The 16,682-nt window shown below is 66.5% G+C and carries 12 protein-coding genes; 6 read left to right on the top strand and 6 right to left on the bottom strand.

Going from position 1 to position 16,682, the window contains the following annotated elements; translation table 11 throughout:
- Window positions 1–15 precede the first annotated feature (15 nt).
- On the bottom strand, window positions 16–1,785 hold the full coding sequence (locus tag ASG62_RS22380) for an SLC13 family permease (protein WP_056690618.1): 1,770 nt from the start codon (window positions 1,783–1,785) through the stop codon (window positions 16–18).
- A 171-nt stretch (window positions 1,786–1,956) separates the two neighbouring features.
- Here ASG62_RS22380 and ASG62_RS22375 point away from each other — a divergent pair, with 171 nt between their 5' ends.
- The 3 genes from ASG62_RS22375 to ASG62_RS22365 are packed head-to-tail and all read left to right on the top strand — an operon-like array spanning window position 1,957 to window position 6,319.
- A complete protein-coding gene (locus ASG62_RS22375) occupies window positions 1,957–5,334 on the top strand; it encodes a response regulator (RefSeq protein WP_162245991.1) in 3,378 nt (1,125 codons plus the stop codon).
- A complete protein-coding gene (locus ASG62_RS22370) occupies window positions 5,331–5,720 on the top strand; it encodes a response regulator (RefSeq protein WP_056690612.1) in 390 nt (129 codons plus the stop codon). The genes ASG62_RS22375 and ASG62_RS22370 overlap by 4 nt, the downstream gene beginning before the upstream one ends.
- Window positions 5,720–6,319, top strand: coding sequence for a hypothetical protein (locus ASG62_RS22365; protein WP_056690609.1), 600 nt, complete (start codon window positions 5,720–5,722; stop codon window positions 6,317–6,319). The genes ASG62_RS22370 and ASG62_RS22365 overlap by 1 nt, the downstream gene beginning before the upstream one ends.
- Here the strand turns inward: ASG62_RS22365 and ASG62_RS22360 are convergent.
- Window positions 6,297–6,707 carry a CBS domain-containing protein gene (locus tag ASG62_RS22360; RefSeq protein WP_244487478.1) on the bottom strand — a complete coding sequence of 137 codons (411 nt, stop codon included), beginning with the start codon at window positions 6,705–6,707 and terminating at the stop codon, window positions 6,297–6,299. The two genes, ASG62_RS22365 and ASG62_RS22360, sit on opposite strands and share 23 nt — an antisense overlap.
- 252 nt (window positions 6,708–6,959) lie before the next feature.
- Here ASG62_RS22360 and glgX point away from each other — a divergent pair, with 252 nt between their 5' ends.
- Window positions 6,960–9,176, top strand: coding sequence for a glycogen debranching protein GlgX (glgX, locus tag ASG62_RS22355; protein ID WP_244487477.1), 2,217 nt, complete (start codon window positions 6,960–6,962; stop codon window positions 9,174–9,176).
- A 376-nt stretch (window positions 9,177–9,552) separates the two neighbouring features.
- Here the strand turns inward: glgX and ASG62_RS22350 are convergent, their stop codons facing one another.
- On the bottom strand, window positions 9,553–11,487 hold the full coding sequence (locus ASG62_RS22350) for an AI-2E family transporter (protein ID WP_056690603.1): 1,935 nt from the start codon (window positions 11,485–11,487) through the stop codon (window positions 9,553–9,555).
- Between the two features lie 138 nt (window positions 11,488–11,625).
- Here ASG62_RS22350 and ASG62_RS22345 point away from each other — a divergent pair, with 138 nt between their 5' ends.
- Complete coding sequence (locus ASG62_RS22345) at window positions 11,626–12,126, top strand: DUF427 domain-containing protein (protein ID WP_056690602.1); 501 nt, start codon at window positions 11,626–11,628, stop codon at window positions 12,124–12,126.
- A 9-nt stretch (window positions 12,127–12,135) separates the two neighbouring features.
- Here ASG62_RS22345 and pncA read toward each other — a convergent pair whose 3' ends face one another.
- Window positions 12,136–12,804 carry a bifunctional nicotinamidase/pyrazinamidase gene (gene pncA / locus ASG62_RS22340; protein ID WP_244487476.1) on the bottom strand — a complete coding sequence of 223 codons (669 nt, stop codon included), beginning with the start codon at window positions 12,802–12,804 and terminating at the stop codon, window positions 12,136–12,138.
- A gap of 134 nt (window positions 12,805–12,938) precedes the next feature.
- On the opposite strand from pncA, the gene ASG62_RS22335 reads away from it, so the two are divergent.
- A complete protein-coding gene (locus tag ASG62_RS22335; protein WP_082536995.1) occupies window positions 12,939–13,724 on the top strand; it encodes a phosphatase PAP2 family protein in 786 nt (261 codons plus the stop codon).
- Between the two features lie 6 nt (window positions 13,725–13,730).
- Here the strand turns inward: ASG62_RS22335 and mmsB are convergent, their stop codons facing one another.
- Both mmsB and mmsA read right to left on the bottom strand, forming a co-directional pair.
- Window positions 13,731–14,951 carry a multiple monosaccharide ABC transporter permease gene (gene mmsB, locus ASG62_RS22330; protein ID WP_056690601.1) on the bottom strand — a complete coding sequence of 407 codons (1,221 nt, stop codon included), beginning with the start codon at window positions 14,949–14,951 and terminating at the stop codon, window positions 13,731–13,733.
- The gene (gene mmsA, locus ASG62_RS22325; protein WP_056690599.1) at window positions 14,948–16,513 is read right to left on the bottom strand and encodes a multiple monosaccharide ABC transporter ATP-binding protein; all 1,566 of its coding nucleotides are present in this window, start codon (window positions 16,511–16,513) and stop codon (window positions 14,948–14,950) included. Before mmsA ends, mmsB begins: the two co-directional genes overlap by 4 nt.
- Window positions 16,514–16,682 lie beyond the last annotated feature (169 nt).

Below are 16,682 nucleotides of genomic sequence, written 5' to 3'. Positions count from 1 at the left end.
TGCCGCTGGGCGGACTCACCCGCCCAGCGGCCAGAAATAGGCGATGAGCGGCGTTCCGACGACGACGACGATGACCGAGAGCGGCAGGCCGAGGCGCCAGTAGTCGCCGAACCGATAGCCGCCGGGCGCCATGACGATCGTGTTGCACTGGTGGCCGATCGGCGTCAGGAAATCGCAGGCCGCGCCGAGCGCCACGCCCATCAGGAACGCATCGGTGCTCAGCCCGAGCTTCTGCGCGACCGAGGCGGCGATCGGGGCCATGACCAGCACCGTCGCCGCATTGTTCAGGAACGGCGTGATCGCCATCGCGATCAGGATGACGACCGCGAGCGAGCCGATCGGCGGCAATCCGTGCAGCACGGGCGACAGCCAGACCGCGATGAGATCGGTTCCGCCCGTCGTCTGGATCGCCTCGCTGACGGGAATGAGAGCTGCGAGCAGCACGATCACCGAGGCTTCCACCGTGTGATAGGCGTCGTTCATGCTCATCACGCGCAGAAGGAGCAGCACCACCGCCGCGCCGAAGAAGGCCATCGTGGCATTGGCGAGTCCGAGCGCCGTCAGCAGCATGGCGACGGCGAGGACCGCGATCGGCACCCAACTCCGCCGGTTGCGCCCCAGCACGATCTGGCGCTCGGCGAGCGGCAGGATCTTCAGGGCTCCCAGCGCGTCCGGCACGCTTTCGACGGTGCCTTTCAAGACGACGACATCGCCGACGCGAAGGCGCAGCGAAGCGAGGCGCTGGCTGATCGGCCATCCGCCGCGGCTGACCGCCAGCAGCGAGACGCCGTGCTTCTCTTCCAGCCCGAGCCGTCCCGGCGTCTGGTCCACGACCGGCGAGCCGGCGGAGACGACGCCCTCGACGACCGTCTCGCTCTCCACGTCGTGCTCGGTCTGGAGATCGGCGGAAAGGTGGAGGCCGGCAAGCGACACGGCGCGCTCGAGATCCTCGGGATCGCCGCCGATCAGAAGAATGTCGCCGACCTCGACCTTGAGGTCGGGCGCGGGGACGAGACGGCGGAAGCGCTCGCGGAGCACCCAGCGGATGGTGATCTCGTCATCCGCCATGCGCTGGATTTCGGCGACCGTCCGCCCGGCGGCGGCCGAGGTCTCGCTGACCGTCGCCTCCGCCGTGTAGGCGTCGAGTGCGAAGGAGGCGCCGAGGGAACTCGCTGGCTTCCGCTTCGGCAGGAGGCCCGAAGCGAGCGAGAGAAAGACGAAGCCGCAGAGCGCGATGCCGAAGCCGACCGGCGCATAGTCGAACATACGGAAGGGCTCGCCCGAGACGTCCATGCGGATCTTCGAGACGATGATGTTCGGCGACGTGCCGACGAGCGTCACGAGGCCGCCGATCAGCGAGGCGAAGGACATGGGCATTAGGAAGCGCGAGATCGAGGTGCCCGAGCGCTTGGCGACCTGCGAGGCGACCGGCATGAAGATGGCGAGCGCGCCGATGTTCTTCGTCACCATCGACATGAGCATCGTGGCGCCGACGAGGATCGGAACCTGCGTCCGGGCGGTCTTCATGTAGGGCATGAGCGGTCGCATGATCGTCTCGACGAAGCCGGACCGGGCGACCGCCGTCGAGATGATGAGCGCTGCGGCGACGATCACCACCACGTCGTCGGAGAAGCCGGAGAACGCCTTGTCGATCGGAACGAGCCCGAGCACGATCCCGGCGAGCAGCGAGGCGATGGCGATCAGGTCGTAGGGGAGCCTCCCCCAGACGAAGCCCGCGACGGTCAGGATCACCAGGCCGAAGGCGAGAGCTTGGTCGAGGGTCATGGGCTTTGGAACTCGCGAAGGTCGGCGGACATGCCGGACGCTCGTTCGCAAAGGCGGGCGCCCGAGCGCAAAAAGGTTCGGGAAAACAGGCCCGGCAACCTTCCCACGATCTCGAACGACGCCACCTTCCGAACGCGGGCCGGACTGGGTCTGCTCACAGAGGTGTTCGCAATGCAGTATGGTGCCCGGTCCCGTTCCGGCAATCCCTCCAAGGACCAGCGCCGGCGCAAGGACCAGCGCGAGGGGATCGGCAGAGGCACCATGCTGACGGGGCTTCTCCTCCTCGTCGCGATCGGCGCCTTCGGCTGGACCGTGATGGAAAGCCGCACCCGCACGGCCGAGATCGCGCATCAGTCGGCGCTGGTCATCGACGTGCAGCGCCTCGTCGCCTCCGTCACCACCGTCCAAAGCAGCCAGCGCGGCTATGTGCTCAGCGGCTCGGAATCCTTCCTTGAACCCTTCAACACGGGCCTTGCCGAGTTCGAGCGCGACGTCGCCGCGATCGGCGAGCATGGGGAGGCAAGCGGGGTGGACCCGAAGCGTCTCCTGGCGCTCCAGAGCATCGCCAGGGAGGAGATCGCCTATTGCGGCCGCGTCGTCGATCTGCGCCGCAGCCAGGGCTTCGATCCCGCCGTGGAGCTGGTGCGCCAGGGCGAGGGCAAGCGGCTGATGGATGCGCTGAGGGGCGAGGCCAATGCCATCATCAACACCGCGAACGGCGTCATCGGCGCCGAGCAGGCCGAGGTCGAGCGCGCCTCGGCCATGCAGGCGGCGACCTTCGCGGCGACGGTTCTCGCCGCCCTGATCCTCGCCGCCCTCGCCTTCCGGCGGCAGCGCGAGAACCGGGCCAATATCAAGCTGATGACCGGGCTTCTGGAAAACGCCCCGGTCGGCATCGGCTTCCTCGACGAGGACGGCAAGATCCTGCGGGCCAACGCGCCGTTCCACGCGCTCGCGACGGACGGAACAGGCAATCTCGCCTGGTCCGCGGCCGGCTCCGAGCAGAGCTCCATCGAACCGATCATCGCCGACGTTCTGGCGAAGGGCGCGACCGTGTCCGATGTCGACGTCACCATCCCCGCGACCGGCTCGGGCAAGACCGAGCGTTCCATGCTGGTCGCGGCCTTTCCGGTGGAATGGTCGGGCGTCAAGTCCGGGCCGGCGGTCGGGCTCGTCGTCCTCGACACGACGCAGCGCATCCTCGCCGAGCGGCAGCTGGAGGAGAGCGAGGAGCGCTTCCGAACGCTGATCGACGCGACCGCCTCGATCGTCTGGACGACGCCGCCGAACGGCCGCTTCGTCAAGCCGCAGCAGGGCTGGATGCAGTTCACCGGCCAGAACGAGGCCGAGCATCTGGGCAGCGGCTGGCTGGAGAAGGTCCATCCCGACGACCGCGACACGACGTTCAAGTTCTGGGCCGCCGCTCTCCAGAACCGCACGCCCTACAAGCTGGACCATCGCGTGCGCCGGGCCGACGGCGAATGGCGCAACATGAGCGTCACGGCCGTCCCGATCCTCGACGAGCGCGGCGAGGTGGCGGAATGGGTCGGCACGCATACCGACGTGACCGATCTTCGCCGCATCGAGGAGAAGCTCGGCGAGACCGGACGGCAGCTCACCACGCTCGCCGACAACATCCCCCAGCTTGCCTGGATGGCCGATCCGACCGGCGACATCTTCTGGTACAACAAGCGTTGGTTCGACTATACCGGCACGACGCCGGAGGAGATGCAGGATTGGGGCTGGACCAAGGTCCATCATCCCGACCACGCGTCCCGCGTGCTGGAGAAGTACAAGCGCCAGATCGCCGAGGGTGACGTCTGGGAGGACACGTTCCCGCTGAAGGGCGTCGACGGCACCTTTCGCTGGTTCCTCTCGCAGGCCGTCCCGATCCGCGACGGCGAGGGCCGGATCCTGCGCTGGTTCGGCACGAACACGGACGTCACGCGCCAGCGCGCGGCGGAGCAGGAGCTGGAAGCCGCCAAGGAAGCGGCCGAGGCGGCCAACCGGGCCAAGAGCCAGTTCATCGCCAATATGAGCCACGAGCTTCGCACGCCGCTTTCGGCCGTCATCGGCTATGCCGAGATGCTGGAGGAAGAGGTGGAGGATCTCGGCGAGGAGCATCTCCTCTCCGACCTGCGCAAGATCGAGGGGAATGCACGCCACCTCCTCAGCCTCATCAACAACGTGCTCGACCTCTCCAAGATCGAGGCGGAGCGGATGGAGATCTATGCCGAGACGATCGAGGTCCGCACGATCCTCGACGAGGTGACGTCCACCGTCGGCTCGCTCATGGCCAAGAAGAACAACCGCATCGAAATCGACATCGAGGGCGATCTCGGCGAGGCCCATACCGATCAGGTCAAGCTCCGGCAGTGCCTCATCAATCTACTCTCCAACGCCTCGAAGTTCACCGAGAACGGCGTCGTCACGCTGCGCGCCGGCCGCATGTCGGACGGCGGTCGCGACTGGCTGAGCTTCGAGGTCGAGGACACCGGCATCGGCATGAGCCAGGAGCAGATCGAAAAGCTCTTCGAGCGCTTCACGCAGGCGGATTCCTCGACGACGCGCAAGTTCGGCGGCACCGGCCTCGGCCTCGCCATCACCCGCGCCTTCTGCCGGCTTCTCGGCGGCGACATCGGCGTGCGGTCGCAGGAGGGCAAGGGCTCGGTCTTCACGATCCGCATTCCGGCCGAGGCGGTGGAGACGGTCGAGGAGCAGGAGATCCTGCATCTGGCCGGCGAAGGCGACGGCGGCGGGGCTGGTCTCGTTCTCGCCATCGACGACGATCCGAACGCACGCGAGCTCCTCACGCGCTTCCTCAGCCGCGAGGGCTTCTCCGTGCGCACGGCATCGGACGGCGTGTCGGGCCTCGAAATGGCGCGGGCGATCCGCCCGAACGTCATCCTCCTCGACGTCACCATGCCACGGATGGACGGCTGGGCGGTCCTGACGGAGATCCGCGCCGATCCCGTGCTCGGCGCCGTGCCCGTCATCATGGTTACGATCATCGACGAACACAGTCTCGGCTACTCGCTTGGCGCCTCCGACTATCTCCTAAAACCCGTCGAATGGGACAAGCTGAAGGAGGTGATGTCGCGCTACAAGGCGGATGGCGAAGGGCTGATCCTGGCGATCGACGACGATACGGACACGCTCGCGCGCTTCGCCACCATGATGTCGCGCGAGGAGGTGAAGGTGCCGGTCGTCACCGCGCCGAACGGACGCATCGGGCTCGAGCGCGTGGCGGAACGCATTCCGACGCTGATCCTTCTCGACCTCGTCATGCCCGTCATGGACGGGTTCGAATTCCTCGACCAGCTGCGCGCCAAGCCCGAATGGCGGAACATTCCCGTCGTCGTCCTCACCTCGAAGGATCTGACAGCGGACGAGTGGCGCCGGCTGCAGTCGGACGCCGATCAGGTTCTCGCCAAAAGCGATGTTTCGTTGAAGGAGCTAGTTGGCGAGATCCGCGTTATTGCGAAGCGCGGCGTGGTGGGCAACCCTCCGCTCGACCTGCCGACGCCAAAAGTGGAGCCACGGGCATGACACGCATACTCCTCGTCGAGGACCATGAGGAAATCTGGGACTTCCTGTCGCGGCGGCTGAAGCGGCGCGGCTACGACGTCGTTCTGGCGCATGACGGGCAGGACGGCGTCGACAAGGCCCGCGCGGCCAATCCCGACATCATCCTTCTCGACATGAACCTTCCCGTCATGGACGGCTGGACCGCCGCGCGCACGATCCGGGCGGACTCCTCGCTGCCGCGCATGCCGATCATCGCGCTCACCGCGCATGCGATGTCCGGCGACCGCGAGAAGACGCTGGCCGCCGGCTGCGACGACTACCATGCCAAGCCGGTGGATTTCTCGCGCCTGCTCGGTCAGATCGACGCGCTCCTGCCCGCCGCCGCCTCGACCGAATCCGTCGCCTGATGCTCGACTGGTTCCGCGGACGGAACAATGCCGAGACGGGCCCGCGCGATGGCGAGGCGCCCGTCCTGGAGCTGATGGCTCTGTCCGAGACGGACGCAGCGCCGGTGCCTTCGCGCGCCGGCGAGCCCGTTCTGGGGCCACGCGACCGGCAGCGCGACATCCTGCTGCGCACCCTTTCGGCGAAGGTGCTGAACGTCCATCTGGCGAACCGATTCCAGACGTCCTACCCGCTGGCCCTCAACTTTCAGTCCCTGGAGCCGGGTGCCGCGGCGCTTCTGGTGGAGGTCGCGGCCACCGCCATCCTCGCCGATCCCCGCACGGCGTCGCAGCCTCAGGCCGTCCGATCGCGCATGGTCGAGGCGCAGGCCAGCGAGACTCTGCTCGCCGCCTTCGACGAGGCGCTCATCCGTCCGAGGGCGCTCAGTCTCGTTCTGCCCGAGATCGTCGCGGCGGGGCTTTCGTCCCACGCCTATGCCGCCTCGCTGATCGCGCTTGGCCGCCCGACGGCGACCGGGCGGCATCATCTGGCTTATCTCGCGGCCCGCCTCGGGCTCGGCGAGGAGATCGTCGCCAGCCTCAGGCGGCGTTATCAGGGTTGAGTTCGCGCAAGGCCGCCGGCACCGCCTGCGTCTCCAGAAGGAGGACACGGGATACGTCGGAAAGGGTGACCCAGCCGACGAGCGGCCCCTCCCCGCGACGCACGCCGAGGCGGCGCACATGGTTCACCGCCATCAGGTCCATCGCCCGGTCGAGATCGTCGTCGGGGCCGCAGGTGACGAGCGGCGCGGAAAGAATGTCGCTCGCGACCGTCTCCTTCGGATCGAGGCCCTTGGCGACGACCCGGTACAGAATGTCGCGGTCCGTCACGACGCCGAGCGGCTCTTCCAGCGTTCCGATGGGCAAGGCGCCGACGTCGAGATCGCCCATCAGTTCGGCGAGCGCCGTCGCGCTCTCGCCCGGCCCGGCGAATTCCACGAACCGGCTCATGATATCGGACACTTTCAAGACGTCACCCTGATCTCTCGGCGCAAAAGTCGGCAGGGCCGCCTTCCGGCCGATCCGGCCCTGGGCCCTGCGGTGTGACAACGACGCAACTGCGAAAACGTTCAGTGGACGCAGGGGAACGAGTCCGCCCCTTCGACACTTCCTCGACGTCTCGTTTCTCCTTCAAGGGCGTATTTCCCGGTGACGATCCACATATCTCCCAACACCGCATCTTCAGCGCTCCCGAAGCCCGGCTTGAAACGCACCCGCATCCAGGAAGGCCGCCCCTATCCGCGCGGCGCCACCTGGGACGGTCTTGGCGTCAACTTCGCGCTCTTCTCGGCCAATGCCACCAAGGTCGAGCTCTGCATCTTCGATCAGGACGGCACGACCGAACTCGAACGGATCGAGCTGCCGGAATATTCCAACGAAATCTTCCACGGCTATCTGCCGGAAGCCCGTCCCGGCCTCACCTACGGCTACCGCGTCTACGGCCCTTACGAGCCTGAGGCCGGCCATCGCTTCAACCACAACAAGCTGCTGCTCGACCCCTATGCCCGCCAGCATGTGGGCGAGGTGAAGTGGGACCACGCGCTGTTCGGCTACACGATCGGCCACAAGGATGCCGACCTCTCCTTCGACGAGCGCGACTCCGCCGCCTTCGTGCCGAAGTGCCGCGTCGTCGATCCCGCTTTTACCTGGGGCGGCGAGCGCAGGCCGAACATTCCGTGGGAACGGACGATCTTCTACGAGACCCACGTCAAGGGTTTCACGGAGATGCATCCCGCCGTTTCGGCCGAGGATCGCGGCACGTTCGCGGGCATGATGAACCCGGAGATCGTCGCCTACATCAAGAGCCTCGGCGTCACTTCGGTCGAGCTTCTGCCGATCCATTCCTTCGTCGACGACAGCTATCTCGTCGAGAAGGGCCTCCGGAACTACTGGGGCTACAACACGATCGGCTTCTTCGCGCCGGACCAGCGCTATTGCTCCTCGCCCTTCGTGAACGAGTTCAAGGAGATGGTCTCGCAGTTCCATCATGCAGGCATCGAGGTCATCCTCGACGTCGTCTACAATCACACGGCGGAAGGCAACGAGCTGGGACCCACGCTCTCCTTCAAGGGCATCGACAACGCCACCTACTACCGCCTGATGCCGGACAACAACCGCTACTACATTAACGACACCGGCACGGGTAACACCGTCAACACCAGCCATCCCCGCGTCATGCAGCTCGTGACGGACAGCCTGCGCTACTGGGCCGGCGAGATGCGCGTCGACGGCTTCCGCTTCGATCTGGCGACCATCCTCGCCCGCGAGCCGACGGGCTTCAACGAGGAGTCCACCTTCCTCCACGCCTGCATGCAGGACCCGCTCCTCGCCAGCGTCAAGATGATCGCGGAGCCCTGGGACTGCGGTCCGGGCGGCTATCAGGTCGGCCGCTTCCCGCCCGGCTGGGCCGAGTGGAACGACGGCTATCGCGACACGATCAAGTCCTACTGGCGCGGCGACGAGGGCAAGGTCCCGGCGGTCGCTTCCAAGTTCAGCGCGTCGGCGGAGATCTTCGACAAGCGCGGTCGCAAGCCCTGGGCGTCGGTGAACTTCATCACCGCGCATGACGGTTTCACCATGCACGATCTCGTCTGCTACAACGACAAGCACAACGAGGCGAACGGCGAAGGCAATCGCGACGGCCACTCGCACAACCTCTCCAACAATTACGGCGTAGAGGGTCCGACCGAGGACAAGGAGATCACCGAGACGCGGTTCCGCCAGCTGCGGAACTTCTTCGCCACGCTCCTCTTCTCGCGCGGCACGCCGATGATCCTGGCCGGCGACGAGTTCGCCCGCACGCAGAACGGCAACAACAACGCCTATGCGCAGGACAACGAGATCGGCTGGGTCAATTGGGACGTGACGCCCGAGGGCCGCGACCTCGCGGAATTCGTGCAGAAGCTCATCATGCTGCGCCAGTCGCTGCCCATGCTGCGCCGGGGCAAGTTCCTGCATGCCAATTACGACGAGGAACTGGGCGTCAAGGACGTGTCCTGGCTGACGCCCTCGGGCACCGAGTTCGACGAGGAGCATTGGAGCGACGCCGGTGCGCGCTGCTTCGGCGTTCTCCTCGACGGCCGCGCCCAGTCGACCGGCATCCGCCGGCCCGGCACGGACGCGACGATGCTGATCATCATGAACGCGCATCATGACGTCGTGAACTTCACCTTGCCGGAAGCGCCGGGCGGCGTCCGCTGGCGCTGCGTGATCGACACGAACCTGCCGACCCGCGAAGAGCTGGTGCCCTTCGAATTCGGCACCGACTACATGACGACCGGCCGCTCCTTCCTCGTGTTCCTCCTGGAGCCCGTGGCCGGCGACGATGGTCACGAGGAAGCCCAGCGCTCCTTCGCCCACGTCTCCGAAGCCTTCGCCCGCGCCGCGATCGACCGGGTGCACCTGCCGCACAAGGACTGAGTTCGCTCGGTCGCATCACGATGAAGGCCCGCCGTGGAGACACGGCGGGCCTTTTGATTTGGAGGTGGTGGACGCAGGAGCGATGGCCGCCGGCTTGGTGCGGGACAGTGTTCGGGGGAAAATAGCTGAGCTGAGTGGGGAGGATGGTGCGCACATCGCAGGATTGGCGCTCACTCGGCGAGACCTTGCGCGAGGCGCCCCCCTCTGTCCTACCGGACATCTCCCCCTCAAGGGGGGAGATCGGCAGCTTGAGCGGCTAAGCATTATCTTGCGACGTTTGCGATTGGCCTGATCTCCCCCCTTGAGGGGGAAGATGCCGGTAGGCAGAGGGGGGCGACGTCTGGCGGCCATCCTTTCAAATGGCGGCCAACATATCCTACGCCGCGAGCTGCTTCTTCTCGCCTGCCGTCGCCTCGATCTGCGCGACGCCCGGATCGCTCGAAATCTCCAGCACCGCCTTCAGCGCCATGGTGAAGGTCGTGGCGATGACGTCGGCGTGGACGCGGCGGCGGAGCTGCTGGAGGGCGGCGGGGTCGCGTTCGCGCCAGATGCCGATGACGATGCGCGCGTTCGGCGCGATCCGGTGAGCGGCGCGGACGGCTTGGCGAAGGTGCACGGTGCTGAGCGGCTCCAAGAAGGAAAGCACGATGAGCGCGACGCCTTCGGCATCGGCGCGCGTCGGCTGGCGCTCGGCCAGTTCCTTCCACGTCACCATGCGCGCGCCGAGCCCGTGCTTGCGGATGGTCTGGGCGAGCATCGAGGTCAGCGGCGCGTCGAGTTCGCTGACGCCGGCGACGCAGACGACCGGCGCCGAACCGCGGAAGGCGGGAGCCAGCTCGTTCGCCTGCTTCACGACGAGGGCGACGGCCTGATCGGGACCGGCCGCATCGACCGCGGCGGCGGCTTCCGCGTCCAGCTGGCCGCCGCTCGGCAGCGGGCTCTTCACCCGCTCCAGCCGCTCGACCAGTTCCGAGGTCGAGGAGCGCAGGAGATCGAGACGTTCGCCGGCAACGGCAAAGCGCGCGACATCCTCATGCGCCAGACGCAGGCCCTCGAGCGCGATCTCGTCGTAATAGGTGACGAGCGCCCGCTCGCGCAGGAAGGTTCGGGCCTGATCGGAGGCTTCGCGGACGGCACCGGCCAGCATGCGCTGGTAGAAGATCTGCTGCGGCGAGAGCGCAGGGCGGTCGCCGAAGAGAACGTCGATCGTCGCGAGGCGCGGAACGTGGCGGCCGAGGACGACGAGGCAGATGGTGAGCGGCGTCGCCAGAACGAGGCCGACGGGACCCCAGAGAAAGGCCCAGATCGCCGCCGCGAGGATCACCGACAGAGGCGAAAGGCCGCTCGTGTGGCCGTAGAGAAGCGGCTCGATGACGTGGCCCAGCACCGGCTCCACGACGACGAAGAGCAGCGCGACATAGATCACCATCGACCAGCCGGGATCGACGGCGAAGGCGAGAGCCAGCGGCAGCGCCGCGCCGACGAAGGCGCCGATATAGGGAACGAAGCGCAGGATGCCGGCGAGAATGCCCCAGAGATACGGGCTCGGCACGCCGATCAGCCAGAGCCCCGTGCCGATGACGACGCCGAACACGGTGTTGACGAGGAGCTGCGTCAGGAGAAGCCGGCTGAGGCGGCGCGCCGCGTCGTCGATGGCCCCGGTCGTCTGCTGAAGGTCGTCCGTGCCGGCGAGGCGGATGAAGCGGTTTCGAAGATCCTCGCGCTGGGCGAGGATGAAACAGGCGAAGACGAGCACGATGCCGACGGTCGCCAGCGGATGAAGCAGCGGCGAGACGATGGAGGAAACAGTCTCCAGCTTGTTGGCAGGCGTCGCGATCTCCACCAGCATCGGCTTCGCCTCGGCTGCCGACTGGAGGGTCTGGCTGCCGCCGAGCGTCTCGAAGTCGCCCATCAGCTCCTGGATCGTGCGCGCGGCCCGCGCCATGGCGCCGTTGCCCTCGGTCGGATCGGAGAGGCCCTGGATCTTCTCCTGCATCGTGATGCGATAGGTCGGAAGGTCGGTGGCGAGCGTCGCGAGCTGGTTGGCGATGACGAAGCCGACGAAGACGATGGCGACGATCGCGACCGTCACCGCGCCGATGATCGCGACGCTCTGGGGCACCGCGAAGCGCTGGAGCCCGTTGACGATCGGCGCGAGGGCGAAGCTGAGGAGAATGGCGAGCGCGAAGGGCACGAAAATCTCGCGCCCGAGATAGAGGATCGACGAGATGCACAGGACGAGAACGCCGATGGCGAGCGCCGTGAAGAGCGGTAGCGCCCTGCGCAGATTTTCTGACGTGACGATATCCAACGCTAACTCTCCGGCTTCGCTCGCTTCTTGTCGGGAGACATAGGACGTCCGGCCGACTTGGATATGGCCGGCGCGAAACTTGAATCACTGAGCTTTCCTGCGCTCGCCATTTCACGGGCGCGCGCCAGTTTGGAAGCCATGGCTCAGCATCCCCATCGCGACCCGATCGGCCCCGGACAGGAGAGCGTCTGGGATTTTCCGCGGCCCGCGCGGCTGGAAGCGAACACCCGGCATCTGAGGGTCGAGTTCTGCGGCCGCGTCGTTGCGGAAACGCGCGGCGGGTTTCGCGCGATCGAGGCGAGCCATCCGCCCGCCTATTATTTTCCGCCCGAGGACGTCGACCTGTCGCTGCTCGTCCCGGCCTCCCGCCGAACTCTGTGCGAGTGGAAGGGCGGCGCGGTCTATCACGACCTCGTCCTCGGCGCGCAGATCTCGCAGGAAGCGGGCTGGTCCTATCCGAGGCCGACCCCGGATTTCGAGGCGGCCAGGGATCACATCGCCTTCTACGCCTCGCGGGTCGATGCCTGTTTCGTCGACGGCGAGCGCGTCGTGCCCCAGGAGGGCGGCTTCTACGGCGGCTGGATCACGAGCGGCGTCGTCGGCCCCTTCAAGGGACCGCCGGGCACGATGGGCTGGTAACGGCGCTTCTCAGGCGAGCAGTTCGTCCGAGAGGGCCCGCACGACGCCCGCCGCCTGCATGTCGTTCAGCGCCCGTTCGCGCGAGCCGTCGAGATCGATCGCCCGGCAGGCATCCTCGATCAGAACCACGTCCAGCCCGTGCCGGCGCGCGTCCAGCGCGGTCCAGGCGACGCAGAAGTCGAGCGCGAGGCCCGCGACGAAGACGCGGCGAATGCCGCGTTCGGTGAGATAGCCGCCGAGCCCGGTCGGCGTCGTCCGATCGGCCTCCACGAGCCCGGAATAGCTGTCGATCTCCGGCCGATAGCCTTTGCGAATGACCGCCTGCGCATGCGGCAGCCGAAGACCGGGGTGGAACTCGGCGCCTGCGCTCCCTTGCACGCAATGATCGGGCCAGAGGACCTGCGTGCCGTAGGGCAGCTCGATCGTCTGGAAGGGCTGGAGACCGTGCGTCGAGGCGAAGGAGACGTGGCCCTTCGGATGCCAGTCCTGCGTCGCCACGACATTGGCGATCCGGGCGGCCAGCCGGTTGACGATCGGCACGACCTCGTCCCCTCCGGGCACGGCCAGCGCGCCGCCCGGGCAGAAATCGTTCTGAACGTCGATGACGAGAAGGGCGTCGTACTGGCCGAAGGTCTGCATGCTCGTGATCCCCTCAAACATCATCAGCTCGATGGGCATGGAGGCGCGCCTTCGAGCCAAACGAAAGATGCAGACGAACACGGCGTCGGTCCAGCGATCAAAAAGGCGGGCGGATGCTTCTTCTTGCGGGAGGCGCTCTTGAAACTGAAGCGCGTCGTCCCGTTTAGCGAGACATGAACATCACCGCCCCGTTCCGCTCCCCCCGCCATCCCCTCACCGGCCCGACCGTCTTCGGGGCCATCGTCGTCTGCGCGGCGATCTGGGGTTTCGTCGCCCTGGCCGGCGAGGTCATGGAGGGCGAGACCCACGCCTTCGACACCTGGCTCCTGCTCTCGCTGCGCGACGCGGCGGACCCGGCCAATCCCTACGGGCCGGGCTGGCTGCGAGAGCTGGTGCGCGACTTCACCGCGCTCGGCGGCACCGGCATCCTGACGCTCCTGACGATCGCGGTCGCGCTCTTCCTGCGCCTTCAGGGCAACAAGCGCTCCATGTGGGTGGTGATCGCGGCGATCGGCGGCGGGTTTCTCATGTCCTCACTGCTGAAACACGGCTTCAGCCGCCCTCGCCCGGAGCTCGTGCCGCACGGCTCGATCGTCTACACGACGAGCTTTCCGAGCGGCCATGCCATGGTCTCCTCGGTCACCTATCTGACGCTCGCGACGCTGATCGCGCGCGTCCAGCCGCGCCGGGCGATGAAGATCTACGTCTTCACGGTGGCGATCCTCATCACGCTCGCCGTCGGGTTCAGCCGCGTCTATCTCGGCGTCCACTGGCCGACCGACGTCGCGGCCGGCTGGGTCGCCGGCTCCGCCTGGGCGGTCATGTGGTGGGCCATCGCCAACTGGATGGAGACGCAAGGGGTCGTCGAGCCGGAACTGAACGAGGAGCGCCCGGCCCTCGACGAAAAACGGCGCCTCCCGGAGGAGACGCCGCAGGTCGAACGCATCGCCGTGGAGTAAGGGCGATCAGGCCTTGTTGCGGTTGTAGACGTCGAAGCAGACGGCTGCGAGCAGCACGATGCCCTTGATGACCTGCTGGTCGTCGATGCCGATGCCCAGGATCGACATGCCGTTGTTCATGACGCCCATGATGAAGGCGCCGACGACCGCGCCGATCACCTTGCCGACACCGCCATAGGCCGAGGCGCCGCCGATGAAGCAGGCGGCGATGACGTCGAGCTCGAAGCCGACGCCGGCCTTCGGCGTCGCCGAGTTCAGGCGGGCGGCGAAGATGAGGCCGGCGAGCGCGGCCAGCACGCCCATGTTCACGAAGGTGAAGAAGGTCAGCCGCTCGGTCTTGATGCCGGACAGCTTGGCCGCCTTCTCGTTGCCGCCTACGGCGTAGATGCGCCGGCCGATCGTCGTGCGGGTCGTCATGAAGCCATAGACGGCGATCAGCAGCGCCATGACGATGAGGACGTTCGGGAAGCCGCGATAGGTCGCGAGCAGGTAGGAGATCAGCATGATCGCGGCGGCGATGAAGAGATTGCGCCCGACGAACATGCCGAACGGCTCCTCGGCCTTGCCGAAGCGCGCCTGCTTCTGACGCTTGCGCATGGACAGGACGATGATCATCACGGAGGCGAAGACGCCGATCAGAAGCGTCGTCAGATGCAGCCCGAAGCCCGGCGCGAAGTCCGGGATGAAGCCCTTGGAGAGAAGCTGGAAGGTTTCCGGGAAGGGACCGACCGAGGCCGAGCCCAGCACCTTCAGCGTCAGACCGCGGAAGACGAGCATGCCCGCCAGCGTCACGATGAAGGACGGCACCTTGAAATAGGCGACGAGATAGCCCTGGACCGCACCGATGACGCCGCCGACGAAGAGGCAGATCGCGGCGGCCGAGAAGCCGTCCATGCCCTGCTGCACCATCAGGACGGCGCCGAGACCGCCGATGAAGCCGGCGATCGAGCCGACCGAGAGGTCGATATGGCCGGTGATGATGATGAGAAGCATGCCGATCGCCATGATGACGATGTAGCTGTTCTGGAGGACGAGGTTGGTGAGGTTGACCGGCTTCATCAGGACGCCGTCCAGGAAGCCGCCCGTCATGATCTGGAAGAAGGCCATGATCACGACGAGCGCGATCAGCATGCCGTATTCGCGGATGTGGCCCTTGAAGAAGGACAGGTCGAAGCCGCCTTTCGGCTCGCCGGCCGGCGCCTTCTCGTCGATCGTCTTGATGCTCATTGCGCGTTCCCTCCCGCAGGTTGCGTCGCGGCGTCCTGTCCGGCCCGGATGATCGCGCGCATGATCTTTTCCTGGCTCGCCTCGTAGGCCGGCATTTCAGCCACGAAGCGGCCCTCGTTCATGACGTAGATCCGGTCGCACATGCCCAGAAGCTCGGGCATCTCGGAGGAGATGACCACGATGCCCCGGCCCTCGTCGGCCAGCTTGTTGATGATGGAATAGATTTCGAACTTCGCGCCGACATCGATGCCGCGCGTCGGCTCGTCGAGGATCAGAAGCTCGGGCTCGGAGAAGAGCCACTTCGACAGGACGACCTTCTGCTGGTTGCCGCCGGAGAGGTTCAGCGTCTTCTGGAAGATGCCGGAGCAGCGGATGCGCAGCTTCTCGCGGAAGCTCTCGGCCACCTCGCGCTCGCGCTCGTTGTCGATGATGCCGCCCTTGGAGATGCCCTCCAGATTGGCGAGCGAGATGTTCTGGCGGATGTCGTCGTCGAGCACGAGGCCGTAATGCTTGCGGTCCTCCGTGACGTAGGCGATGCCGTTGTCGATCGCCTTGGAGATCGTGGAGACGTCGATCGGCTTGCCGTGCATGCGCACTTCGCCCGAGACGTTGCGCCCGTAGGACTTGCCGAAGACGCTCATCGCCAGCTCGGTGCGCCCGGCGCCCATCAGGCCGGCAATGCCGACGATCTCGCCCTTGCGTACGTTGAAGGAGACGTCCTTGATCACCTGGCGCTGGGCGTTCAGGTGGTGGAAGGCGTTCCAGCCCTTCACCTCGAAGAAGACCTCGCCGATCTTCGGCTCGCGCGGCGGATAGCGGTCTTCGAGGCTCCGGCCGACCATGTCGCGGATGATGCGGTCTTCCGAGATCGGCTCGGCGCGGCAGTCCAGCGTGGAGACCGTGGCGCCGTCGCGGATGACGGTGATCTTGTCGGCGACGCGGGAGATCTCGTTCAGCTTGTGCGAGATGATGATGGAGGCGATGCCCTGGCGCTTGAACTCCAGGAGGAGGTCGAGAAGCGCCTGGCTGTCGGTCTCGTTCAGGCTGGCGGTCGGCTCGTCGAGGATGAGGAGCTTCACGCGCTTGGCGAGCGCCTTCGCGATCTCGACGAGTTGCTGCTTGCCGACGCCCAGATCCTTGATCAGCGCGGTCGGCGCCTCGAAAAGGCCGACCTTGGCGAGCAGCTCGGACGTGCGGGCATGCGCCGCGTCCCAGTCGATCACGCCCCAGGTCTGCACCTCGTTGCCGAGGAACATGTTCTCGGCGATCGAGAGGAGCGGCACGAGCGCCAGCTCCTGGTGGATGATGACGATGCCGATCTTCTCGGAATCGGAAATGCTCTTGAAGTGGCGGACCTCGTCCTCGTAGCGGATCTCGCCCTCGTAGGAGCCGGCGGGATAGACGCCGGACAGGACCTTCATGAGGGTCGACTTGCCTGCGCCGTTCTCGCCGCAGATCGCGTGGATCTCGGCCTCGTGGACCGCGAGATTGACGTTGTCGAGCGCACGGACGCCGGGAAAGGTCTTCGTGATGCCACGCATTTCGAGAATGGGCGTCTTCATCGGTCTCCCCACCGAACTCGCTCGCTTGACGAGCATCCTGCATGTCTCAGATCCGGCATTTCAGACGCCGGAACAAGGTCTGCGATGCGCCCTGCCCGCCCGATCACCAGAACGTGCCCGGCCGGCGGGCAGGAGCTGCGTTCGCGATCGGGCCCGGCGGGCGACATGG

Source organism: Aureimonas sp. Leaf427, from assembly GCF_001425485.1.
In the GTDB taxonomy this organism is placed as follows: Bacteria; Pseudomonadota; Alphaproteobacteria; order Rhizobiales; family Rhizobiaceae; genus Plantimonas.
The sequence above is the reverse complement of the archived record's forward strand: the minus strand, read 5'-3'. Positions and strand labels throughout refer to the sequence as shown.